This is a genomic window from Thermanaerovibrio velox DSM 12556 (assembly GCF_000237825.1).
GTDB lineage: Bacteria > Synergistota > Synergistia > Synergistales > Synergistaceae > Thermanaerovibrio > Thermanaerovibrio velox.
This window is the reverse complement of the sequence record NZ_CM001377.1, coordinates 420,894-442,732: the sequence shown is the minus strand read 5'-3', so window position 1 is coordinate 442,732 and position 21,839 is coordinate 420,894. Positions and strand designations below refer to the sequence as shown.

General features: G+C 60.1%; 20 protein-coding genes. 9 read left to right on the top strand and 11 right to left on the bottom strand.

Features of this window, described 5'->3' with window-relative positions; genetic code table 11:
* The first annotated feature begins 6 nt into the window (after positions 1-6).
* From THEVEDRAFT_RS01980 to citF, 6 genes are all read left to right on the top strand, one after another.
* On the top strand, positions 7-1,263 hold the full coding sequence (locus tag THEVEDRAFT_RS01980) for a 3-isopropylmalate dehydratase large subunit (protein ID WP_006583054.1): 1,257 nt from the start codon (positions 7-9) through the stop codon (positions 1,261-1,263).
* Positions 1,264-1,758 carry a LeuD/DmdB family oxidoreductase small subunit gene (locus THEVEDRAFT_RS01975; RefSeq protein ID WP_006583053.1) on the top strand — a complete coding sequence of 165 codons (495 nt, stop codon included), beginning with the start codon at positions 1,264-1,266 and terminating at the stop codon, positions 1,756-1,758. It abuts the gene before it with no gap.
* Between the two features lie 126 nt (positions 1,759-1,884).
* Complete coding sequence (locus THEVEDRAFT_RS01970; RefSeq protein ID WP_006583052.1) at positions 1,885-3,147, top strand: isocitrate/isopropylmalate dehydrogenase family protein; 1,263 nt, start codon at positions 1,885-1,887, stop codon at positions 3,145-3,147.
* 97 nt (positions 3,148-3,244) lie between these two features.
* Positions 3,245-3,514 (top strand): citrate lyase acyl carrier protein, encoded by a 270-nt coding sequence (gene citD / locus THEVEDRAFT_RS01965; RefSeq protein WP_006583051.1) that lies wholly within the window; start codon positions 3,245-3,247, stop codon positions 3,512-3,514.
* The gene (locus THEVEDRAFT_RS01960; protein ID WP_006583050.1) at positions 3,511-4,392 is read left to right on the top strand and encodes an HpcH/HpaI aldolase/citrate lyase family protein; all 882 of its coding nucleotides are present in this window, start codon (positions 3,511-3,513) and stop codon (positions 4,390-4,392) included. The genes citD and THEVEDRAFT_RS01960 overlap by 4 nt, the downstream gene beginning before the upstream one ends.
* Positions 4,382-5,926: a citrate lyase subunit alpha gene (gene citF, locus THEVEDRAFT_RS01955; RefSeq protein ID WP_006583049.1), complete on the top strand. Its 1,545-nt coding sequence runs from the start codon at positions 4,382-4,384 to the stop codon at positions 5,924-5,926. Before THEVEDRAFT_RS01960 ends, citF begins: the two co-directional genes overlap by 11 nt.
* 80 nt (positions 5,927-6,006) lie before the next feature.
* Here the strand turns inward: citF and gltS are convergent, their stop codons facing one another.
* Positions 6,007-7,221, bottom strand: a complete 1,215-nt coding sequence (gltS, locus tag THEVEDRAFT_RS01950) for a sodium/glutamate symporter (protein WP_006583048.1) — start codon at positions 7,219-7,221, stop codon at positions 6,007-6,009.
* A gap of 554 nt (positions 7,222-7,775) precedes the next feature.
* Positions 7,776-9,248, bottom strand: a complete 1,473-nt coding sequence (locus THEVEDRAFT_RS01945; RefSeq protein ID WP_245522700.1) for a type I restriction enzyme subunit R domain-containing protein — start codon at positions 9,246-9,248, stop codon at positions 7,776-7,778.
* 117 nt (positions 9,249-9,365) lie between these two features.
* On the opposite strand from THEVEDRAFT_RS01945, the gene THEVEDRAFT_RS01940 reads away from it, so the two are divergent.
* Positions 9,366-10,586 carry an integrase catalytic domain-containing protein gene (locus tag THEVEDRAFT_RS01940; RefSeq protein WP_172634016.1) on the top strand — a complete coding sequence of 407 codons (1,221 nt, stop codon included), beginning with the start codon at positions 9,366-9,368 and terminating at the stop codon, positions 10,584-10,586.
* Positions 10,587-10,727: 141 nt separating this feature from the next.
* Here the strand turns inward: THEVEDRAFT_RS01940 and THEVEDRAFT_RS09775 are convergent, their stop codons facing one another.
* From THEVEDRAFT_RS09775 to THEVEDRAFT_RS01920, 7 genes are all read right to left on the bottom strand, one after another.
* Entirely contained in the window at positions 10,728-11,021 is a 294-nt protein-coding gene (locus THEVEDRAFT_RS09775) for an HsdM family class I SAM-dependent methyltransferase (protein WP_245522699.1), read from the bottom strand.
* A gap of 18 nt (positions 11,022-11,039) precedes the next feature.
* On the bottom strand, positions 11,040-11,660 hold the full coding sequence (locus THEVEDRAFT_RS09770; RefSeq protein ID WP_245522698.1) for an HsdM family class I SAM-dependent methyltransferase: 621 nt from the start codon (positions 11,658-11,660) through the stop codon (positions 11,040-11,042).
* Between the two features lie 96 nt (positions 11,661-11,756).
* Positions 11,757-12,128 carry a type I restriction-modification system subunit M N-terminal domain-containing protein gene (locus THEVEDRAFT_RS09765; protein WP_245522697.1) on the bottom strand — a complete coding sequence of 124 codons (372 nt, stop codon included), beginning with the start codon at positions 12,126-12,128 and terminating at the stop codon, positions 11,757-11,759.
* Between the two features lie 63 nt (positions 12,129-12,191).
* Positions 12,192-12,323, bottom strand: a complete 132-nt coding sequence (locus THEVEDRAFT_RS10075) for a type I restriction-modification system subunit M N-terminal domain-containing protein (protein WP_006583046.1) — start codon at positions 12,321-12,323, stop codon at positions 12,192-12,194.
* A 274-nt stretch (positions 12,324-12,597) separates the two neighbouring features.
* Positions 12,598-14,025: an acyl-CoA thioester hydrolase/BAAT C-terminal domain-containing protein gene (locus THEVEDRAFT_RS01930; RefSeq protein ID WP_006583045.1), complete on the bottom strand. Its 1,428-nt coding sequence runs from the start codon at positions 14,023-14,025 to the stop codon at positions 12,598-12,600.
* A gap of 210 nt (positions 14,026-14,235) precedes the next feature.
* Positions 14,236-14,709 carry a DUF6790 family protein gene (locus THEVEDRAFT_RS01925; protein WP_040825602.1) on the bottom strand — a complete coding sequence of 158 codons (474 nt, stop codon included), beginning with the start codon at positions 14,707-14,709 and terminating at the stop codon, positions 14,236-14,238.
* A gap of 172 nt (positions 14,710-14,881) precedes the next feature.
* Entirely contained in the window at positions 14,882-15,964 is a 1,083-nt protein-coding gene (locus tag THEVEDRAFT_RS01920) for an RMD1 family protein (protein WP_006583043.1), read from the bottom strand.
* Positions 15,965-16,132: 168 nt separating this feature from the next.
* On the opposite strand from THEVEDRAFT_RS01920, the gene THEVEDRAFT_RS01915 reads away from it, so the two are divergent.
* Both THEVEDRAFT_RS01915 and THEVEDRAFT_RS01910 read left to right on the top strand, forming a co-directional pair.
* Positions 16,133-18,451, top strand: coding sequence for a PAS domain-containing protein (locus THEVEDRAFT_RS01915; RefSeq protein WP_040825126.1), 2,319 nt, complete (start codon positions 16,133-16,135; stop codon positions 18,449-18,451).
* 99 nt (positions 18,452-18,550) lie between these two features.
* Positions 18,551-20,047, top strand: a complete 1,497-nt coding sequence (locus tag THEVEDRAFT_RS01910; protein WP_006583041.1) for a DUF4139 domain-containing protein — start codon at positions 18,551-18,553, stop codon at positions 20,045-20,047.
* 71 nt (positions 20,048-20,118) lie between these two features.
* Here THEVEDRAFT_RS01910 and THEVEDRAFT_RS09115 read toward each other — a convergent pair whose 3' ends face one another.
* Together THEVEDRAFT_RS09115 and THEVEDRAFT_RS01900 are read right to left on the bottom strand one after the other, a co-directional pair.
* Positions 20,119-20,721, bottom strand: coding sequence for a histidine phosphatase family protein (locus THEVEDRAFT_RS09115; protein ID WP_006583040.1), 603 nt, complete (start codon positions 20,719-20,721; stop codon positions 20,119-20,121).
* Complete coding sequence (locus tag THEVEDRAFT_RS01900) at positions 20,711-21,835, bottom strand: DVU_1551 family NTP transferase (RefSeq protein ID WP_006583039.1); 1,125 nt, start codon at positions 21,833-21,835, stop codon at positions 20,711-20,713. The genes THEVEDRAFT_RS09115 and THEVEDRAFT_RS01900 overlap by 11 nt, the downstream gene beginning before the upstream one ends.
* Between the last annotated feature and the right edge of the window lie 4 nt (positions 21,836-21,839).

Below are 21,839 nucleotides of genomic sequence, written 5' to 3'. Positions count from 1 at the left end.
ATTCTCATGGGCAAGACCTTCGCGGAGAAGGTGCTGGGCAAGTGGGCAGGCTATGAGGTCAAGGCCGGGGACGTGGTCACCGTGGAACCCCACTTCTGCATGAGCCACGACAACGCCGCCCCAATAGCCAGGACGTTCAAGAAGATAGGGGTATCAAAGGTATACGACCCCAAGAGGATAGTTATAATACTGGATCACGCCATACCGGCCCCATCGGACGACCACGCCTTGAACCACAAGGAGATCCGGGAGTTCGTGAGGGAACAGGGCATAGAGCACTTCATGGACGTGACGAGCCAAGGCGGCGTCTGCCACCAGAAGATGTGTGAGGAGGGCTTCGCCCTTCCGGGGCTCATCATGGTGGGAAGCGACAGCCACACCTGCACCTACGGGGCCTTTGGGGCCTTCTCCACCGGCATAGGCAGGTCCGAGATGGCCGCCACATGGGCCACCGGCAAGCTCTGGTTCCGGGTACCGGAGTCCATGAAGATAACCGTCACCGGTTCCTTCCCCAAGGGGGTTTCCGCCAAGGACCTGATACTCAAGATAATCGGGGACATCAAGGCGGACGGGGCGGACTACATGAGCGTCGAGTTCCACGGGCCCGGGATCGAGGCCATGTCCCTGGCGGAGAGGATGACCCTATGCAACATGGGGATCGAGATGGGGGCCAAGAACGCGGTTTGCCCCCCGGACCAGAAGGTGCTGGATCACGTGAAGGGAACGGCCAAATCGGACCTCTGGGAGCCCCTCTGGGCGGATCGGGACGCCGTCTACGCCAAGGAGCTGTCCTACGACCTGTCCAGCCTCGTGCCCGGGGTGGCAAAACCCCACACGGTGGACAACTACTCCCCGGTGGACCAGGTCAAGGGTACCCCAATACACCAAGCGTTCCTCGGGAGCTGCACCAACGGCCGCATAGAGGACCTGCGGGAGGCGGCCTCGATACTCAAGGGACGCCAGGTGGCGGTGAGGACCATAGTGATCCCCGCCTCCTGGAAGGTCTATCGGCAGGCCCTGGCGGAGGGTATCGTGGATACCCTGCTCGATGCGGGCTGCGTCATCTCCAACCCGGGCTGCGGTCCCTGCATGGGGAACCACCAGGGGATACTGGCCCCCGGCGAGACCTGCATTAGCACCGCCAACCGCAACTTCAAGGGCCGTATGGGGAACAAGGACAGCTTCATATATCTCGCAAGCCCCATGACCGTGGCTGCCTCTGCCCTCAAGGGCGCCATAGCGGATCCCAGGGAGGTGCTCTAGATGAGGATAAAGGGAAGGGTCTGGAAGTACGGGGACGACGTCAACACCGACGTGATCTTCCCCGGTAAGTACACCTACACCATCAAGGAGAGGTCCGAGATGGCCAAGGTGGCCTGCGAGGACCTGGATCCGGAGTTCAACCGGGAGGCCACGAAGGGGGACATCATCGTGGCGGGCAAGAACTTCGGCTGCGGCTCCTCCCGGGAACAGGCGGTCACCTGCCTGGTGGAACGGGGCATAGGGGCCATCATAGCCAAGGGCTTCGCCAGGATCTACTACCGGAACGCCCTCAACGAGGGGCTTCCCATAGTCGTATGCCCCGAGGCGGTGGACTCCCTGGAAAAGGGGGACACGGTGGAGATCGACTTTGACCGGGGAGAGGTGATAACCCCCAAGGGGGCCTTCTCCTTCCCCCCGTACCCGGAGTTCGTCCGGGGGCTTATCGAGGACGGGGGGCTCATACCCCACGTGAAGAAGTCCCTTGGGCTAGGCTGATCCGCCAAAGCCAGGGGTATCCAGGGGATCGCTCCGGACGACAGGCCCCGCCGTTTACGCTTTAGGGTGCGCGGGAGGTTAAAACCCCCAAGGGGAAAAAGGGACATCAAAGGAGGAGATCAGGAGATGAGCCGCAACGTCCTTAAGGTCAAGGAGCCCAAGGAGCGCTACAAGGTATGCTACATGTCCGGTGATGACTCCGGATACGACATGATGGAGGGGGCGCTCCTGGTACTTCACGCCATGGACCTTCCGATAGACTGGGTAAGAGCCGACCTCGGCTGGTGCATGTGGGAGAAGTCGGTCAAGAAGTTCGGCGAGGGGGACCCGAGGTGCAACACGGTCCCGCCGGAGACCATAGAGAAGATCCGGGAGTGCGATGCCACGTTGATGGCCGCCATAACCTCCAAGGCGGGGGTGAAGGGATTCAAGTCCGCCATACTGCAGATGCGGCAGCTCTTCGACCTCTACATAAACCTCCGGCCCGCTAAGACCCTGCCCGCCCTGGGCTCTCCCCTGAAGGGGGATCCCAAGATAGACCTGGTGCTCTTCCGGGAGAACACCGAGGACCTTTACGCGGCGGTGGAGTTCCACCCGCTTCCCAAGGAGATGTACGACCTCCACAAGGGCATGGAGCGCTTCAAGAAGTGCTCCGACGTGGCGGTGTCCTGGCGGGTCTTCTCCAAGGAGGGGTGCGAGAGGATAATCCGCGCCGCCTTCGAGTACGCCAAGGCCACCGGCAGGACCAAGGTTCACTGCTGCAACAAGGCAAACGTCATCCGGGAGACCGACGGGATGATGAAGCGAATATTCCTTGAGATCGCCAAGGAGTACGAGCAGTACGGGATACAGGGGATCGAGGAGAACGCGGACGCCACCGCCATGTGGCTCATAAAGAACCCCCAGGACTACCAGGTGATAGTAACCAGCAACGTGTTCGGCGACATCCTCTCCGACGAGGCCAGCCAACTGGTGGGAGGCCTGGGGTTCGCCCCAAGCGGCAACATCGGGGAGAACACCGCCATATTCGAGCCCTGCAGCGGATCGGTGCCCAAGTACGCCCACCAGTACCGGGTTAATCCCTCCGCCATGCTCCTCACCGCCAAGATGATGCTGGAGTACCTGGGGATGGACGAGAAGGCCCAGAAGATCGAGTGGGCCATCAACGAGGTTCTGGCGGAGAACAAGCCCAAGACCCTGACCTACGACGTGTTGAGGGACTTCCGGAACGACCCGGACTGGGAGAAGAACGCCGCCAGCACCATAGAGATGGCCACCGCCATAGCCCAGAAGATCAACCCCGGCTTCACAGGCAGCACCCTGGAGGACGCGAAGGCCAAGGCAAGGGAGATGTGCGACTGGAACAAGACCATCGGCTTCGAGGACTAGACTACCTTTGCCAAGGGGGGCTCGGCAGAGCCCCCCTTTTGGAATACCAAGGGGGGGCCTCTTTTCAGCCCCACGCCCTTTAAGAGGAGTGATTTACGTGACCACAGCTCAGGCGGGGACCCTGGAGTCCATGGACTGCCTCGTCACGGTGACGGAGGATCCATCGGGTCCCAAGGTGTCCATATCCGGCTCAGGGGCAGCAAGGTTCAAGTCCTCCATGGAGAGGACCGTTATGGAAACCCTAAAAAGGCTGGGGATCCTTAACGTCTCGGTGGACGTGCAGGACAACGGGGCCATAGATCTGGTTTTGGCCGCCCGGGTTGAGGCGGCGGTGCTGAAGCACAGGACCGGGGGTGAGGAGCCTTGAGGCGCACCATGCTGTACCTGCCGGGCAACAACCCCAACATGCTTTTGAGGGGTTACCTTTTTGGCCCGGACGGGATAATCCTGGACTTGGAAGACTCGGTGCCGGAGGGGGAGAAGCCCGCTGCCCGGGTGTTGGTACGGGAAGCGCTTTGCAAATGGGACTTCGGGTGCTGCGAGGTGACCGTTAGGATAAACGGCATGGACACCCCGCACATGGAGAAGGACTTGGAGGAGATAGTGCCCTGCGGGGTGGACGGGGTAAGGCTTCCAAAGATAGAGGACCCGGAGCAGGTAAGGGAGCTGGACCGGATGCTGTCCCGGATAGAGGTGGAGTCCGGCTTGGAGGAAGGCAGGACCAAGGTGTTCTGCCTCCTGGAGTCCGCCAGGGGGATAATGAGGGCCTATGAGATAGCCGCCGCGTCGCCCCGGGTGGCGGCCATAATCCCCGGCGGGGAGGATCTGGCGGCGGACCTGAGGACCTCCCGGTCCAAGGATGGGACGGAGCTTGACTGGGCCCGGAGGTACGTGGTGATGGCCGCCCGAGCGGCGGGGGTTGATCCGCTGGACACGGTGTTCCCGAACATAAACGACCCGGAGGGGCTCAAGGCGGAGACGGAGTTCATAAAGCAGCTGGGCTACGAGGGGAAGAGCGTCATACACCCCAGCCAGATAGGGGTGGTGCACTCGGTGTTCACCCCGAAGCCCGAGGAGGTGGCGAGGGCTCGGCGGATAGTGGAGGCCGCCATGGAGGCCAAGGCCCAGGGCAAGGGGGCGGTCTCGGTGGAGGGCCGCATGGTGGACGCCCCGGTGGTTAAGCGGGCCATGAGGACCCTTATGCTGGCCGGGGAAGACGTGGGAGGTGGTTCCGTTGCCTGTTAACGCCTTGGGGCGGGAGTTGCCGGGGTTCATAGAGGGATACGGGGAGGTAAAGCCCTTCCAGGGGGCCTTTGCCAGGGAGCCGGAGGTGAGAAGCGCCGGCCAGCCCATGAGGAAGGGCCGGGACGCCATGGGGTCCAAGGTGCGCCGAAGCCTTCGGGATGCCATAGAGGCCAGTGGCCTTAAGAGCGGCATGACCGTGTCCTTCCACCACCACCTTCGGAACGGGGACCTGGTGGTGAACCAGGTGATCAAGACCTGCGCAGAGATGGGGATAGGAGACCTCACCATATTCCCCACCGCCCTCTTCGGGGTCCACAAGGAGCTCATAGACCACATAAGGTCCGGGGTGGTGCGCCGGATAATGGGATCCGTGAACGGTCCCATAGGCAAGCTGGTCTCCCAGGGGGGCATGGCGGAACCGGTGGTGCTGCGAAGCCACGGCGGAAGGCCCAGGGCGGTAGCGTCCGGGGAGGTTAAGATAGACGTGGCGTTCATCGGGGCTCCTTCGGCGGACCGGTTCGGCAACCTTTCAGGGGCCATGGGCAGGAGCGCCTGCGGCTCCCTGGGATACGCCTTCACCGACGCCATGTACGCGGACCACGTGGTGGCGGTGACAGACAACCTGGTTGAAGGGATGCTGTGCCCCATCTCGATACCCCAGATGTACGTGGACCAGGTGGTGGCGGTGGAGAGCATAGGGGACCCCTCGGGCATAGTGTCCGGCAGCACCAGGATAACCCGGGACCCCTTGAGGCTTTTGATAGCCCAGATGGCCTCCTCCCTCATCGAGGCATCCAGCTGTTTCAAGGACGGCATATCCTTCCAGACCGGCGCGGGGGGCATACCGCTGGCGGTTACCGCCTTTATGAAGGACGCCATGATCCGACGCAACGTGAAGGGAAGCTTCGGCCTTGGGGGCATAACGGGCTACTTCGTGGAGCTGCTCAAGGAGGGCCTGGTTGAATGCCTCATGGACGTGCAGTCCTTCGACCTGGAGGCGGTGCGGTCCATAGGGTCGGACCCAAGGCACATGGAGATATCCGCCGAGTGGTACGCCAGCCCCTGGACCAAGGGCAGCGCAGTGGACTCCCTGGACGTGGTGATACTCGGCGCCACGGAGGTGGACCTTGACTTCAACGTGAACGTCAACACCGAGGCGGACGGGTACCTGCTGCACGGAATAGGGGGGCACCAGGACACCGCCGCGGGGGCGAAGCTCACCATAATAGCCCAGCCCCTCCTCAGGGGAAGGATACCCTGCGTGGTGGACCGGGTCCACTGCGCCACCACCCCCGGGGAGGTGGTGGACGCGGTGGTCACCGAGTTCGGCATCACCGTGAACCCCGCAAGGGGGGACCTTATTTCCGCCGCCCGGGAGGCCAAGCTTCCCCTCATATCCATGGAGGAACTCCTGTCCAAGGCGAGGGCCATATGCGGCCCCATGGACCCATTGGAGCAGGAGGACCGGATAGTGGCGGTGGTTGAGTGGCGGGACGGAACCGTGATAGACGTGATACGTAAGGTTAAGGCCTAAGGGCGGAAGGACGATCCAGGGGGCCCAGCGCGGGCCCCCTGGATTTTTGCTTGCCCTGTGTTGCGCCGTACGATTATGGATCAGAGGCCCTTGGCCATCATGGAGGCGAAGGCCTGGATCACGAAGGAGTTAACTATGTCGATGAAGAAGGCCCCCACGATGGAGACGGTGAAGAAGGCCCTGGGGGCGTGTCCGTACTTCAGGGTCACCGCCTGCATGTTGGCTATGGCGTTAGGGGTGGCCCCAAGGCCGAAGCCGCAGTGTCCCGCCGCCAGCACCGCGGCGTTGTAGTCCCTGCCGTTGAAGTTGAAGGTCACGAAGTAAGCGAAGAGGATCATGAGGAGCACCTGCCCCAGCAGGATCACCAAAAGGGGACCCGCCACGCCCACCAGCTGCCAGAGCTGCAAGGACATGAGGGCCATGGCCAGGAATATGTAGAGGGCCACCCCTCCGAGCTGCTCTATCATGGGCATGTTGACCTTGTAAAGGCCGGTGAAGTCCGCTAGGTTCCTTATGATTATGCCCACGAACAGGGCGCAGAGGTATGTGGGCATCTTGATGCCGTGGTCCTTGAAGAACGCCAATAGCAGGGCCCCCACGCTCATTGCCAGGGCTATCTGGAAGATGCTCACCACCATGGTCTCGGTGGTGGTGGGCTGGTCCATGCGGTCGTGGAGCTCCTCGGTGACGGGCTCGATGGGCTCCAGCTGGTCCTCCGGACGGGGCTTCAGGGAGAAGCGCTCTATGAGGCGCCTTGCCACGGGGCCGCCTATGAGGGAGCCCGACACAAGGCCGAAGGTGGCGGCCGCCATGGCCAGCTCCATGGCCCCCTCCACGTGGTACGCCTCGGTGAAGTAGGCGGCGAAGGTGGCCCCGGTGCCGTGGCCGCCCGACATGGTGACGGAACCCGCCAGAAGCCCAAGGATCGGGTTAAAGCCCGTGGCTATGGAAAGGCCCCAGGAGACCAGGTCCTGAAGCACCACCAAGACCGACGCCACCACCAGGAAGACCGCCACCGCGGGGCCGCCCTTCTTGAGGAGCCTCACGCTGGCGCCAAAGCCTATGGTGGAGAAGAAGGCTATCATCATGTAGTCCTTGAGGACGGTGTCGAAGGTTATCTCCACCCCCGCGCTCCTAAGAAGCAGGTTAGCCAAGGAGAAGAGCCCGCCGCCAACCACCGGGGCTGGGATGTTGTAGCGGTACAGCACCCCCACCCTCTCCACCAGGCGGAACCCCACCCACAGCAGGGCGCAGGCGAAGGCCAGGGTCTCGACAGGATTAAAGGACAATTGCAAAGAAAATACCCCCTCCGCAGAAGATAGAAAAATATCAACCCCGGTAGAATACACGCAAAAAAGGATAAATTCCACAAAAGGGGGATAAAAACTTAATAAAAAGATTTTTTGTATTTTTCTATCTACGATATGGGCCGGCAAAAACCTAAAACCCCAACGTTTAATGCGTCAAGGCGCCATGCCGTAGGCCTCTTGGGCTGCTCCTTCAGCGTAGGCCTTCGGGGCAACGAAGCAATCTAATTCATTGAGCATGGGGCGCCAACGCCTGCTGCCTGGAAGACGCCGCATAGGGGCAGGAGGACCTGTCACATTGAGTTAACCGCCCCCGCGGCTGCGCGGTCGATCTAGTCCAGATGTTTTCTTGCTTATAGTCGATCCTAATCCGCTCAATTTTCCATTTTTGCGGTGCCAGATTTTTCACCATCATTGCCCATGTGCAGCAGCCCCTCAGCGTGTGGATAGGAGTTCAGATCCTTGAAAACCAAACCCTGCCACCGCCATAGGGGCTGCTACATATCTCGGGAAACCAAATGGGTTAAAAATATCGTGTGTTATCAGCCGTCGATGAGAGCCCTACCTTCCGCTGGCGGCAGGATGTTCCTGTAAGTCAGATCGAACACCGTGTCGGAGAGCCAGCGCTTGAAAGACCCATTGTCGCTAAACTGCTTAAAAAGTTCGGTATCGTCCTTAAGTAATGCGGTCATCACCCTAACTAGGGCTTTGTCGTGCTCGATACGGGCGTTCTGTTTATCAGAATGCTTGCGTGCGTTTTGGTAGGCAGTGTCGGCGGCTACACGTGCTGGGATCTCCTCGGTGATCAGCTTGCGCACCCGGTCAGCGTCGCTCCAGGGAATATTGCCGAAATGATCGTTGAAGGACTTGATGATGTTCGAAAGACGATCAAGCTCTGGTGCTAATTTATGACCGCCGCCTGTAGCCGGTATGGGTTCAATTTCGGCATCCGCATCGGGAAGCAAGATCCTCATGGTCGCTTGCTTCTCAAGCCGGTAACTGTCCATATCGATCGCCTCGAGGATGCCATTTGAGAGATCCTCCTCTTTCGGCGCCGGCAACTTGGGCACCAGGAAGTTGAGAAAGATTGACAGTTTCTCCCACGCAGCGTTGGTATAGGGGAGTATTGAAGAAAGAAAGTTATAGGTCCGCAGAAACGCCTTGGCCTTGCCCTTGAAGTCCACCTGGCCGTCCTCATCGAGCTGCTCCAGGTAGGTGACGACGCAGGCATCGAGGATCGGATCGAGCTGGTCGCGGTCAACCCCGCTCAGGTAGAGCTGCGCCAGCTCGTCAACTTGCTCCGGCGCGTACACCTGGTAGCCGTCAAGGTCGGCCTTTAGGTTGTGCAGCTTGTTTGGATCTGTCTCATCAGCGAGGATGGTCGTCCGGTAGTAGGGCTCGAAGGCCTTTCGGATCGTATCAGGATCGTTGACGAAATCGAGGACGAAGGTGTCGTGCTTTTGAGGGTGGGCGCGGTTAAGCCGCGAGAGGGTCTGCACCGCCTTGACCCCGGATAGAACCTTATCAACGTACATGGTGTGCAAAAGCGGTTCGTCATAACCGGTCTGAAACTTGTCGGCGCAGATCAAAAACCGGTACGGGTCTTCCCGGATCCTGTCGGTGATCTGATTCGACGGGAAACCGTTAAGGCTGGCTTCTGTGACCTTGACCCCACCATACTCATGTTCGCCCGAGAAGGCGACTATCGCCCGATAGGGGCTATTGCGCTCGGCAAGGTAGTCCTGGAAGGCATGGAAGTACTGAATGGCTCGCTCGATGCTGCCCGTCACCACCATGGCCCTCGCCTGGCCGCCGATTTTGCCCTTGGCGATCACCTGTTCATGAAAATGGTCCACCATGATCTCGGCCTTGAGCCTTATGGCGTAGTCATGATCCTCTACATAGCGACGCAGTTTCTTCTGCGCCTTTCTGACATCGAATTCCGGGTCGTCGTCGGTGGTTTTTATGAGCTTATAGTAGCTTTTGACCGGTGTATAGTGGGCGAATTGCCTCACGTAAAATCTAAACGAAAAGGGAACGTTGCCTCACCTAAGAATCCAAACGAAATATGATCCCCTATAGGGCGAAGCCCGAAGGGGGGAAACGAGGTGAGGTTGTCCATGAAAACGCGGATGGAGATCGTGAAGGCAGAAGCGGAAGCGTACTGTCGGACAGGACGGGAAGAGAAAGGGCAAATCCTGGACAGGCTGATTCCCCTGACGGGATACAACCGGTCCTATGCGTCGCACCTTCTTTCCCTCTTTGGCAGGACACCGGTCCTTCGCTTCGCAGGAAAGGCTCCCCTGAAGCTCGTCCCGGAGCCGAAGCCCGTCAGGCGAAGGCGTCCGGTTCGATACGGGCCCGATGTCCTGGAGCCCCTGAAGACCATCTGGGAAATGATGGGCTATCCCCGCATGAAACGCCTGGCCCCTTCCCTTCCATGGCTGATTCCCAAGATGGAACGTCATGGCGAGCTGTCCCTGGATTCACCCCTGCGGGAGAAGCTGCTGGCCCTTTCCGCAGCCACGATCGACCGCCTTCTGCCTTTTGAGCGAAAACGGATGCTTCTGCCCAGGGGACGATCCTGCACACGGCCGGGAACGCTTCTCAAGCACCAGATTCCCATACGCACCTTTGCCGACTGGGACGATGCAGGGGTCGGGTTCATGGAGATGGACCTGGTGAGCCACGACGGCGGGAATGCCTCGGGAGATTTCGCCTACACGCTAACCCTAACGGATGTGGCCACCGGATGGACCAAGCTTCATGCCCTGCCGAACCGGGCCCGGAAGTGGGTGCTGGAGGCACTCCTCGCTCTCATGGACCGGCTCCCCTTCCCCTTGAAGGGGCTGGATTCCGACAACGGGAGCGAGTTCATCAACCATCACCTGATGCGGTTCTGCGCGGATCACGGGATCACCTTCACCCGGTCGAGGCCGGAGAACAAAAACGACAACTGCCATGTCGAGCAGAAGAACTGGGCGGCAGCACGAAAAGCGGTGGGATACGCCCGGTACGACACCCCCCGGGAGGTGGAAATCCTGAACCGGCTTTACAGGGACCTGGGCCTGTACGTCAATTTCTTCCAGCCGTCCTTTAAGCTAGTGGAGAAGCACCGCCAGGGAGCCAGGGTCAGGAAGGTCTATGATGTACCCAGGACTCCCTGCCAAAGGCTCCTGAACGCCCTGGAGCGGGAAGAACCTGCCGTGTGCGCTTCCCTTCGTGAAACCTTCGACTCTCTCAATCCGGCAGAGTTGAGGAGAAAACTGGACGCGGCATTGGAGGAGCTGGGAAAATGCGGGGCAGAAAAAAGAAAACAGGGATCCCCCAAAAAGATCCCTGCCTTCGTTTAGATTTTTACATGAGGCAACCCGTCTCGTTCGTTTAGATTCTTAAGAGAGGCAACATGGATCCTTGACTGTTCGGTCTCCTCAAACTGGAGGAAGGTATCCACAATGCGGCGGATGTCCTCTTCGGACAGCTCACAGTTCTTCTTACCCAGGTTCTTGCGAAGCGGCTTGTAGCGGCTTGTACCACTGCGTGGCGTCAATGAGCTGCACGCGACCTTTACGGCGCTCGGGCTTCCTGTTCGTGAGCACCCAGATGTAGGTGGCAATGCCCGTGTTGTAGAACATGTTAAGCGGCAGGGCCACAATGGCTTCGAGCCAGTCGTTTTCGATGATCCAACGGCGGATGTTGCTCTCTCCCTGGCCGGCATCCCCCGTAAACAGGGACGAGCCATTGTGCACCTCCGCAATGCGGCTGCCAAGCTGGGTATTATGCTTCATCTTAGATGAGCATATTAGCTAAAAATAGCATCTGACCATCGCTGGAGCAAGTAATGAGAGAGAGTTCTTCTCCACGGTGTTGGACAACAAAGCGGGGATCCTTGATACCTGTCTTGCCACCCATGCGCTCCAGGTCACTCTTCCAACTTTTGCCATAAGGCGGGTTGGAGAGCATGAAGTCGAAGGTACGACCGGGGAAGGCGTCGTTGGAGAGAGTCGAATACTCGGGTCCGCCCACGATGTTATCCGCCGCCTCGCCCTCGCCCTTAAGGACTTAAGGAGCAGGTCGGCCTTGCAGATGGCGTAGGTTTCGGCGTTGATCTCCTGGCCAAAAAGATGCACCGAGACCTGCTTGTTGCGTTCATTTGCCAGATCAAATAGAGCTTCTTCGGCCACTGTGAGCATTCCACCCGTACCGCAGGCGCCATCGTAGAGCAGGTAGGTTCCCGATTCGATCACGTCCGCAATGGGTTCGAAGATGAGACGGGCCATCAGACGCACAGCGTCACGGGGTGTCCAGTGCTCGCCGGCTTCCTCGTTGTTTTCCTCGTTGAAGCGGCGCACCAGCTCCTCGAAGATGGTGCCCATGGCGTGATTGTCCAGGTCAGGCAGCCGGACGGTGCCGTCGCTGTTTAGCACGGGGTAAGGACTCAAATTGATGGACGGGTCAAGGAATTTTTCGATGAGCGTGCCCAGGGCGTCGCCTTTAGTCAGACGGGGGATCTGGTTTCGGAATTAGAAGTTATCAATGATTTCCTGTACATTGGACGAAAAGCCATCGAGGTAGGCGCGAAAATCCGCCTCCAGTTGCTGGCGGCTTGAGCGCGCCCGAAGATCCCGCAAAGTGAACGGCGAGGTGTTGTAGAAAGCCTGCCCCGCCGCCTGTCGCAGGGCTAAACGCTGATCAACAATGCCAGCCTTATCGAGCTGGGCTTTCATATCCAGCACAGCCTGCTTTGTGGGCTCCAGCACCGCATCGAACCGTCGGATAACGGTCATCGGCAGAATAACGTCACGATACTTACCACGCACGTAAATGTCCCGCAACACATCATCAGCGATGCTCCAGATGAAATTGGTAATCCACGTTAGCTGGCCGTTTTCCACGTTAATCCCCCCTCGGAAATCCCTCAATTTACTGTTGAACAACAGTGGTTGCCTGCGCAAATATCAGCAATATCCCGTAAAGCCTAACAACATATTCTTGTACTCAGCAGCATCCATATGGCCTCGCAGCTTGTCGGCCATCTCCCAAAGCCTGTTCTCAAAACCCAGGCTGGCTCCGTTTTGTCGTTCCCCCATCGCCATACTGCCCCCTTTAAAATTTTAGTTCCTTCGGCGCAGCCATAAAACCACTAGCCCACATTCGGTCAAAAACATACTACCCCTAAACCACTTAATCAATTTCTACAAAACCATACATAGGCTTTAAACCCACAACAACCTCCAGGACACATTAATATCATACAAGACCATCGGTCCTCGTCTTCGCCAGGGCGGAACAACGGCCGGGACTAAAGACTAAAAAAAGGAGCAGCGTCCGCTGCCCCTTCTTCCGCCAAGAGCCCCTTGGACCTTAATTCCCGCCCCCCAGGTGCCTTCGCAGGAACTCAAGGATCTTGGGCCACGAATCCATGGCGGCCCTGGCGTTGCCCTCCGGCGAGCCCCCAAGGTCCTCGGCAAAGGCTCCTGGGATCTGAAGCCAGTTCACCGTGGTGGGCGAGTAAGGGGCGCTTATCTGGTGCCCCGCCACCTCATAATGAAGGCGCACATCCGGGAAGGGATGCCCCTTCGACCTAAGCCTTTCCATGATCATCTGCGACATCCTGCCCGCGGGCCACACCCCGTCCTGACCGCCGGACACCAGAAGCACCGGCCCGTTTATCCTCTCCACCTCTATGGCCGCGCTTTCCACCGCATCCTTATCCTGAAGCGCGTATTCATACATGGGGGCGGTGGCCCAGGGTTGTTTCTTGGCCATGGCGGCGAAGAAGCTCTCCGAAAGCTCCTGGTTGAAAACGATGGGCACGAAGGCCAGGGGCTCACCCTTTACGCTCCAAGAGGACCTGTGGTTCCGCCCCATCTCCGGGCCGGTCCCCTCGAAAACCACCGCGCTGGGCGACTTGGCCACCACCGCCTTGACCTCAGGATAGTAAGACGCCGCCACAAGGGCCAGCTCCGCACCCTTGGAGGCCCCCCAAAGGCCGATGGCGTCGCCCTTCACCCTGGGATGGGCTTTAAGCCACTCTATGGCCCGCCCCACCGTCTCAAGGGGTATCTCCACGAGGGCGGGAGGAAGCCCCTCCATGCCGAAGTAAGCAAGGGCCAAGGTGACGTAGCCGTGGGACGCGTATATGGCCGCCGCCGGCTCGTAGGTGCCCCCCTCGGAGCCGCTCAACACGATCAAGGCCGGCCGCCTACCCTCCCCGTGAGGCAGGAAAAGGGTGCCCACCACCCCGCCATCCCGGACCTCCACCCTTTGAACCCCAGGCAGCATGAGAAGCCTCTCCACCGTGCGGGATAAGGCGACCCCCTGGGCCTCCGCAGAAACCGTGATCCTCTGGGGCGCTAGGCTCTTCCCAAAGGCTCCGGCGGAATCTCCCGAAACCGGGACCATGGACCAGAAAAGCCCCGCCGGGTCCACCCCCTCGTAGCTTCCCGAGATGGGAGACTGAAGCGCGGGGTCCACCACCCCATGATGGTCGGCGTTGAACAGGGCGCTTGACTCCCACCGGACGCCGTACCCGTCCTCCTGGGCGGCAACCAGCCTTACCGGCGCGCCGGGGGCTATACCAGTCACCCTTATGCGCCAGGGTTCGCCGGAAAGGGCCGCCGGGGGCTCAACCTCAAGCCTTGCGGTACGGCCCCCCGGCTCCATAGAACCATTCCCCTGGCCTACATCCCCGCCAGAGGCTCCCCCCGCACCCCCAAAGGCCGCGCCGGGAAACACGAAGGCAAAGCCGCACAACAACAAAACCAGGAAAGCCAAATGTTCCTGCCTCATCCCTCTACCCCCCCTGCCTCTTTTAATCAATCATGGAGACGATGCCCCGTGATCAAGGCCTGCGGCGGCCAAGCCCCGATCACGGCCCGTTACCAGCCCCTAAGCCGCCTCGGCAGCACCCCTTATCGGATATCCGAATAAGCAAGACGCCTCCAATGCCCCGCCATGCCTGCCGCCCTGTGGTCATCCTAAGCCAAATCAACGCTCCCCTTAGGAGCGCCCTTCCCACTTAGCCTTCAAGAGCCAACAGGCGATGAGGGTAAGAGGTATGAGGACGTCCGACACGGCGGGGAACACGTTGCCGGGGTTGAAATTTTGCGCCAGCAGCATTTCCTTTACGTGGTTGACGGCGGCGCCAAGGTAGAAGGTGGAGAAGATGACGATCACCGCCAGCCAGAAGGTCCCCCGGTACCAGAAGCACATGAAGCCCGCTATGGCGATCCCCAGGGAGACAAAACCCAGCTCCTTTTGAAAGCCGTTCGACGCCCAGCCGATTTGGGCGGCGATCTTCTCGCTCATGAAGACGTGGCCCACAAAACCCATGAGACTTGACAGGGCTACGGTGATGACAAGCTGGTACAACAACAGCGTCTCAGCCACATGGGCGGCGTCCCGCGGCTTCTTCTTCACCACCGCCGCGATGCCCACCAACAGACCCAACAAATACAAACCGATGAAAAACACCCCCACCAACCCCCTTCCGCCCAAAAATCAAAAAACCGCCCCGGCCAAAGCCACCTCCAACCAATACACAACGATAATATCATGAATTTTTCTCCAACCCATCTATACCTACGGGATCCTTGTTCCGGTTTTTAGCATCCTATAACCTCACCCTCATCCCTCAGGCGTTCGACTAAAGGAGCTTTGGCAGAAGGGGTATCAGTTCCAGGGCTATGAGGGCTATTATTATCCACTCCAGCAAGTTGGCCCTTAGGGCCTGGATCTCCCCTTCGAGCATCTCGCAGGCGTCCTTCAGCTCCCCAAGCTTGCGCTCCATGGAGTCCACCCAGGCCTGGGTCTTTAGGACCCGGAGGGCCTTGGCGTACACCTGAGAGTAATAGGCGTCCTCGGTCACCTTGACAGAGGAGAGGATGGAGTCCATGGCAAGCCTTGCGTCCAACACCAGCTTCATGGCCTCCCTTCGAACCCTTATGTAACCGCCGGAAAAGAGCGCCTTAAGGTGGGCGCTCTTCATGTCCATGGCGCCGTATAGGGCCCCAAGGCGCCGGCTCACCTCCCCGTCGTAGTACCTAGCCTCCAGAAGCTGCAGCAGCGCGTACTCCACTATCATCATTATGTCGTCGGGTTCCCGGTCGGATATGAAGGCCCCGTCGTAGTTCATTACCAAAAGGTCGTCCTCCAGGTACGACATGGCGTTGCCCATAAGGGCCTCCAATAGGTGCTTCGAAAGAGGCCGACCCTCGCCGTACATCATGGAAGCAAACCGCCAGCTCTCCTTGAACTCCCTCATCCCAAGCCCACCCTGGGCCTTTTGTACCACGAAGAACGTGAACTCCTCGGTGAGGTCCGGATCCCACCACACCGAAAGGCCCGCACCTTTCATGGCCTCAAAGGCCTCCCGGGCAAGGCGGTCCACCTCCAGGGACGCCGAAGATGAAGACCTTATGGCCATGGAGGCCTCCGCGAACTCATCATCCGTAAGACCCTCAAGAGGAAAGGACAGGGAGAACCCCACCACCCCGCTCTCGTAGGCCCTAAAGGCAACCTCGCAGCGGTACCCATCCACCACCCACTCCCCAAGGTCCATAACCACCGGAGGCCTTGCCAGCTCTATGGCCCCACCCACGGGGCGCCTTAAAAACCTCACCTTAGGGCCAGGGCTCGTGGGGTAAATGCCACCCACCACTCCAAGGTCCAGCTCCTCCGCCACGTCATAAAGCTTAAGCCGCACCACCCGTCCCGATTCTATCCTCAAAACCAATGCCCCCTTCCTTACAAGGCACCACCATACCAGGTTTTTAGCATATAATGCTTAGAATGTTACATCCAAAGGGAACAAATGGCTGAACTAAACATTTTGAACCGCTTATTTTATGATATACTAACCGGCAAAATGCACTACAAGATGCGAAAGGGGATACCCATGCAGGAAGGGCAGCATACAAAAGGGGGGCCGAGGGATCTTAACTGGTTCCTTGAAGGGCACCGGGGGCTCATAATTGGGTTCCCCAAGGGGATGATAGTGCTCTCCCCCCGGGGCGAGGTGGCACTGTGCAACAGGGCGGCCCTCAATCTTTTGGGTTTCGATCCCTCGACGGAATGCGAAAGACTTCAAGACCTTGAGGCCTTCACCTTCAACGGCGACGTGGAGGTCTCCCTTGATGAGGCATTGAATGAGGCCCTAAGCCGGGGCAGCTTCGACTCCAACTGTCTCATCAAAACGCCATGGGGGGCCTTAAGACCCCTTAACCTGAGTGTGACCCCCATCAAGAACCCAGATGGGGAGACCATAGGGCTGCTGTGCATACTCACGGGCCTTGACGAGCTTTGGAAGCGGCAGGAGGAGCTCAAGGAAAGCGACAGGAGGCACCGGGAGCTGTTCACGCTTCTTAGGACCATGTGCGACAACGTGCCGGACATGATATGGGCTAAGGACCTCAAAAAACGCTACATATTCGCCAACCGGGCGCTGGCGGAAAAGCTCCTGAACGCCAAGGACACCGACGAGCCCATAGGCAAGACGGACCTCTTCTTCGCCACCCGGGAACGGGAGTCTCACCCGGAGGACCCCCAGTGGCACACCTTCGGGGAGATATGCCAGGACTCGGACCTATTGACCCTGGAGGCCATGGCCCCAAGCCGTTTCGACGAGTGGGGCAACGTAAAGGGGAAGTTCCTCTTCCTTGACGTCCACAAGGCCCCCTTCTTCGATCAGAACGGAGTGCTCATAGGCACAGTGGGATGCGGCAGGGACATAACCAAGGAGAAGGCCATGGAGCAGGAGCTCCTGGAAAGCCGGCGGCGTCTTAAATTGGCATTGGAGTGCGGCGACATATACACATGGGAGTGGGACATACCAAGGGGAACCATAACCGTCAACCCTTCGCCGGATGGCGACAGGGACGACCTCTCATCCCCTTCGGAGGAGGTGATATTCGGCAGGATACACCCGGAGGACGCACCGGAGGTCAAGGCAAAGGTGGATCGGATACTCAACGGGGAACAGAGGACCTTCGACCACATATTCCGCCGCCAGAACAGGCTGGGCCAGTGGGAGTGGATATGGTGCAAGGGGGCAGCGGTGGAGTACCAGGACGGCAGGCCCACGCGAATAACCGGCGTTGCCCGCAACGTGTCGGAACGCATGGAGGCCATAAGGGCCCTCTCCAGGTCAGAATCGCGCTACCGGGCTCTGTTTGAGGGGTCCATAGACGGCCTGTTGGTGCTCGGCGGTGAAAGCCTCCTCATAGTTGAAGCCAACAGCACCGCCAGGAGGCTCTTGGGCAAGGAGGACCCCATAGGCCTTAAGGCCCTCTTCTACCCCATATCCGGCGAGGCGGAGCGCCCCATGACACCCAAGGAGCTGGCGGACAGGAGCCATAGCACGCCGCTAGAGGTCTTCGCCTCCGTGTCCGGCGGGGCCCCCTCACCGGTGGAGGTGCTGGCAAAGTGGATCCACCTCGGGGAGGGACAAAGGGGCATACTGGTGATCCTCCGAGACCTAGCACCGGTGCTCAAGATGCGCACCCAGCTGCTCCAGGCACACAAGATGAGGGCTCTTTCCACCATCGCGGAGGGGATGGGACATGAGCTCAACAACATCCTAGCCCCCCTCCAGGGATACTCGGAGATGGGGCTTTCGGGCATGATGCCCCCGGACATCTGCTTCACCAAGATCCTGGAAGGGGTCAAGAGGGCAAGGGAGCTGACCTTGAAGCTCCTGATGACAAGCCGGCCTCCCGTCGAGGCATCGGAGACCATAGACCTTAAGGACTTCGTGGAGCGCCACGTGCCCATTCTGTCCGAGATCGCCCCGGAGGGCATATCGGTGTCCTGGTCAGTCCCGGACCGGCCCCTTACCGTTCAGCTCACCACGGAACACGCCAGGCAGGTGCTGCTGCACCTTTGGTCCAACGCCATATGGGCGGTCTCCCCAGGCGGCCACATAGAGATATCCCTCCGGGAGGTCCAGGTGGACCCCTCCCAGGCGGCGATGAACCCCAACCTGTCCGAGGGACCATATGCGGTTCTCTCCATATGTGACGACGGATGCGGCATGGACGAGGTCACAAAGGCCAGGGCACCGGAGCCGTTCTTCTCCTCCCGGGTACCCATCGGCTCGGGCCTTGGGCTATCGGTGGTACACGGGCTCATAACCCACCACCAGGGAACGGTGGTCATAGAATCCACCCCCCACGTGGGCACCGCGGTTCACGTTTACATACCCCTTTGCGATCGGTGAGAGCCGCACCTCCTTGGCAGGTCCCCAGCGGGTCAGCGGAAAGCCTAGAATTTGATAGCATCAATTTAACGCAATTTAAACCCATCGGAGGTGGATTAAGTGAAAGAAGGGTTAAGAAGATTTGCGGGACGGTTCTGCTGCCCCCGTGGGGCGTCCCTCCCACGCCTGATGGCAGCGGGCGTGATGCTTTTCCTCATGGCGCCGGGAAGCTCCTCCGCCTTTGACGTAAAATCCGCCTCGGAGGCCCACGTGTACCCCGGCGGGGCTCTTGCGGTCTTCAAGGGACCGGTTAACCGGCAGGAGGAGGTGCTGCTTACCTCTTCCTACAACAGGGATTCCATATCGGTGACCATGGAGGGCGGCACCTTGAGCTCCGTTTCCATCAGGCAGGAGAGGATTCCCGGCTGGGTGCCCCCGGCGCTCAGCGGTGATGCCAAAGAGCTGGAGGGTTTGAAGCGGCAGATCCGGGAGCTCAAGCTGGCTGTAGCCGCAAGGGAGGTGGCCCTTAGAGCCTTCGACGCGGGAGCCCCCAAGGGCGGGCCTTCCGCCCAGTGGGAGGCGAAGCGCATTAAGATGCAGGGGGAGATGATGTCCTGGCAGGACCGGCTTCAGGGGCTAAGCGCCAGGGCGGAAAAGCTGCGGGAGGAGATGGCCCAAAGGGGTCCCAAGGGTGGGGATCTGCTCAACCGGGTTGTGATAAGGGGTAACGGCACCGCGAAGATCTCCGCGTTCACCGAGGACGCCTCATGGAGAACCCGGTACCGGGCGGATGTGGACCCCTCCGGCAAGGTGGTCCTCACCGAGGAGCTTCTCATATCCCAGAAGACCGGCCTCGATTGGGATGGTCCCATAGTGTGCCACACCGCGTCCCCGAAGGACGTGAACTGGAACCCCGAGATCTCCCCATGGGTGGTCAGCTTCTCCGCCCCGGCGGTGATGTTAAGGGCCTCGATGCTAAAGGGCGCACCGGAGCTCATGGATGCCCTAAACCCTTCCTTTGAGGCCTCCACCGAGGACCTCACCTTCACCGCCAAGGGATTGGTCCCAGGCACGGGAGAGGAGGTATCCCTCGTGAGCGGCAGGTTCAACCTGCAGGGCTCCGTGGACGTCACCGTCATACCCATGGCTTCCCAAACCGCATTCATGGAGGTGACCACATCGCCCCTCGATAGGATCATCCCGGGGGGAGAGGCCTCGGTCAGCGTAGGGGGGGTGCCCACCGGCAAGGTTACGATCCCCTTCACCCCCAAGGGTGAGGGCCTCAGGTTCTCCGGCGGGAAGGTGCCAGGTGTGACCTCCTCCAGGGAGGAAGCCGTTATGACCCGGGGCTCCGAGGGAGACAGGGACTTCGTGAAGGGAGGCACCGTCATCAGGGTCTTCAACGGGCTTGGGAAGACCCTGACGGTAACCCTGAAGGACCGGGTGCCCTTCCCCGCCGACGGTTCGATAAGGGTTTCCTACTCCTGCTCCATGAGGGAGGACTCCTACGACCGAGGCATACTCACCTGGAAGCTGGAGCTCCCACCCGGCTCCTCCAGGGAGATCAATGTGGACTACAAGGTGACGTATCCCAAGGGCAGGAAGCTGGATCTCTAGCCCTTCAATTTCTACAAAATCAAGGCGGCCCGCGGAAGGCCGCCTTCTCCATTAGCGCAAAGACGATCCAGTTACGCCACCAGGTAGGGGGAGAGGTTTGCCGCCGCCAGGCGGAAGCCCTTTCCCTCCCGCCTCAGCACGTGGACACCGCAGTGGCGGTGTTCGATGACCCCGTAAAGCCCCAAGGGCAGGCGGGTGAGCGCGCAGGTAAGTGCCCAGGATGCTCCCCGATGGCCTACAACCACCAACCCGCCATCAAAGGTGCCATCTAGCTTGCGGAACGCACCCCGCATCCTCTCCGCCAGGTCCGCGAAGCTCTCCCCCATGGGGGGCCTCACCCCCTCAAGGTCCCTTCCCCTCTGGGCGAACAGCTCAGGCCAGCCCATCATCACCTGATCCTTCGAAAGGCCGTCCCAAAGTCCAAGGTCCAGCTCCCTAAGGTCCTCCACCACAAGGGGGGTTAGCCCCGCGAGCTCCGCGGTCCTAAGGCACCTGCGGGCGGGGCTTGAAACGCAAGGTAGCTCCAGGGCCCCAAGCCGCCCAAGAAGGCTCCTAAGCTCTCTGGCCTCCTCCTCCCCCACCGGCGAGAGATCCGGATCGGACCTTGAGCCAATCATGACGCCCTCAGGCATCGCCGGCCTTCCATGCCTTATAAGAAACAGCTTATCTATCAAGACTCAAGATCTCCTCAAGTTTTGCCCCCGCGAGGGCCTCGACCTTGCGTCGTATCTCCATGGCAAGGCCTATCCGGCGCTCCGCCCCCGCAAGGGCAGCGGGATCGTCCCTGAGCCTAAGACGCATAACATTAAGCCTATCCTCCAGTGTGATGAAACCGGTTCCCTTCACGGACTTGTCCGCCAGGAACAGCACCTCCGCTTCGGGGGTTCTCACCGAGTCCGGGAGGTCTCGGTGAGAACCCACCAGGGTGCCCAGACGTTCAAAGCCCAGCCCCTTCAGCAGTTCCTCCCCCGCCGCCTCGTGGTTCCCGGTGCCCTTGGCTATGTCGTGGAGCAGACACCCCGCCTCCAACATCGCCAGGTCCAGCTGGGCACCCCTGGGTACGAGGGCCCTCCCGATGCTAAGCCCGGCGCCGCACACCGCCAGGGAGTGGGACACCACATCCGGGGGGGTGTTGTATAGCCTTAGCATCTCAAGACACTCCTCCCGGTCCGGGGCTTCCATCCGGCCAAGCCGCGAAAGGATCACATCAAGGTCCTCAGGGGTGTCCATGTCGAGCAACACGTGGCTGTCGAAGACGTCCAACGTCTCCAACTTCCACCCCGACATGAGGGCCCTAAGCCCTCCCTGGCCCTCAAACCCCAGGATCTCCTCAAACCTGTGGCTTCCTATCACCGGCGGGTGTCCGGTCCTGCCCCTGAAGACGGGGATAAGGGCATCCACGGCCCCGGAGCCTGCGAGGGCCGCGAAACGGTCCGCCAAGGCCCTCACGGTGCAGGGCCTCACGAGGGGCACATCCACGGGGAGCACGAAGGCCCCTGTCACCCCGCTTCCCATCAGGGCCTCCACGCCCCGCCTTACCGATGAGAACATGCCGGAGGGGTAAAGGGGGTTGAAGACCACGTCCGCGCCGGCGGAACTCACAAGGGCCTCCGCCTCCTGCCGGTTGTGACCCACCACCGCCACCACCGGATCCACCCCGGCGGATGAGAGCAGCCTCACGCAGCGCTCTACCGGCGTTGCCCCTCCGATGTCCAAACCGGGCTTGAAACGCCCCATGCGGCTTGAGTAACCCCCAAGCAGCACAAGCCCCCCAAGCCTCATGCCCATCCGC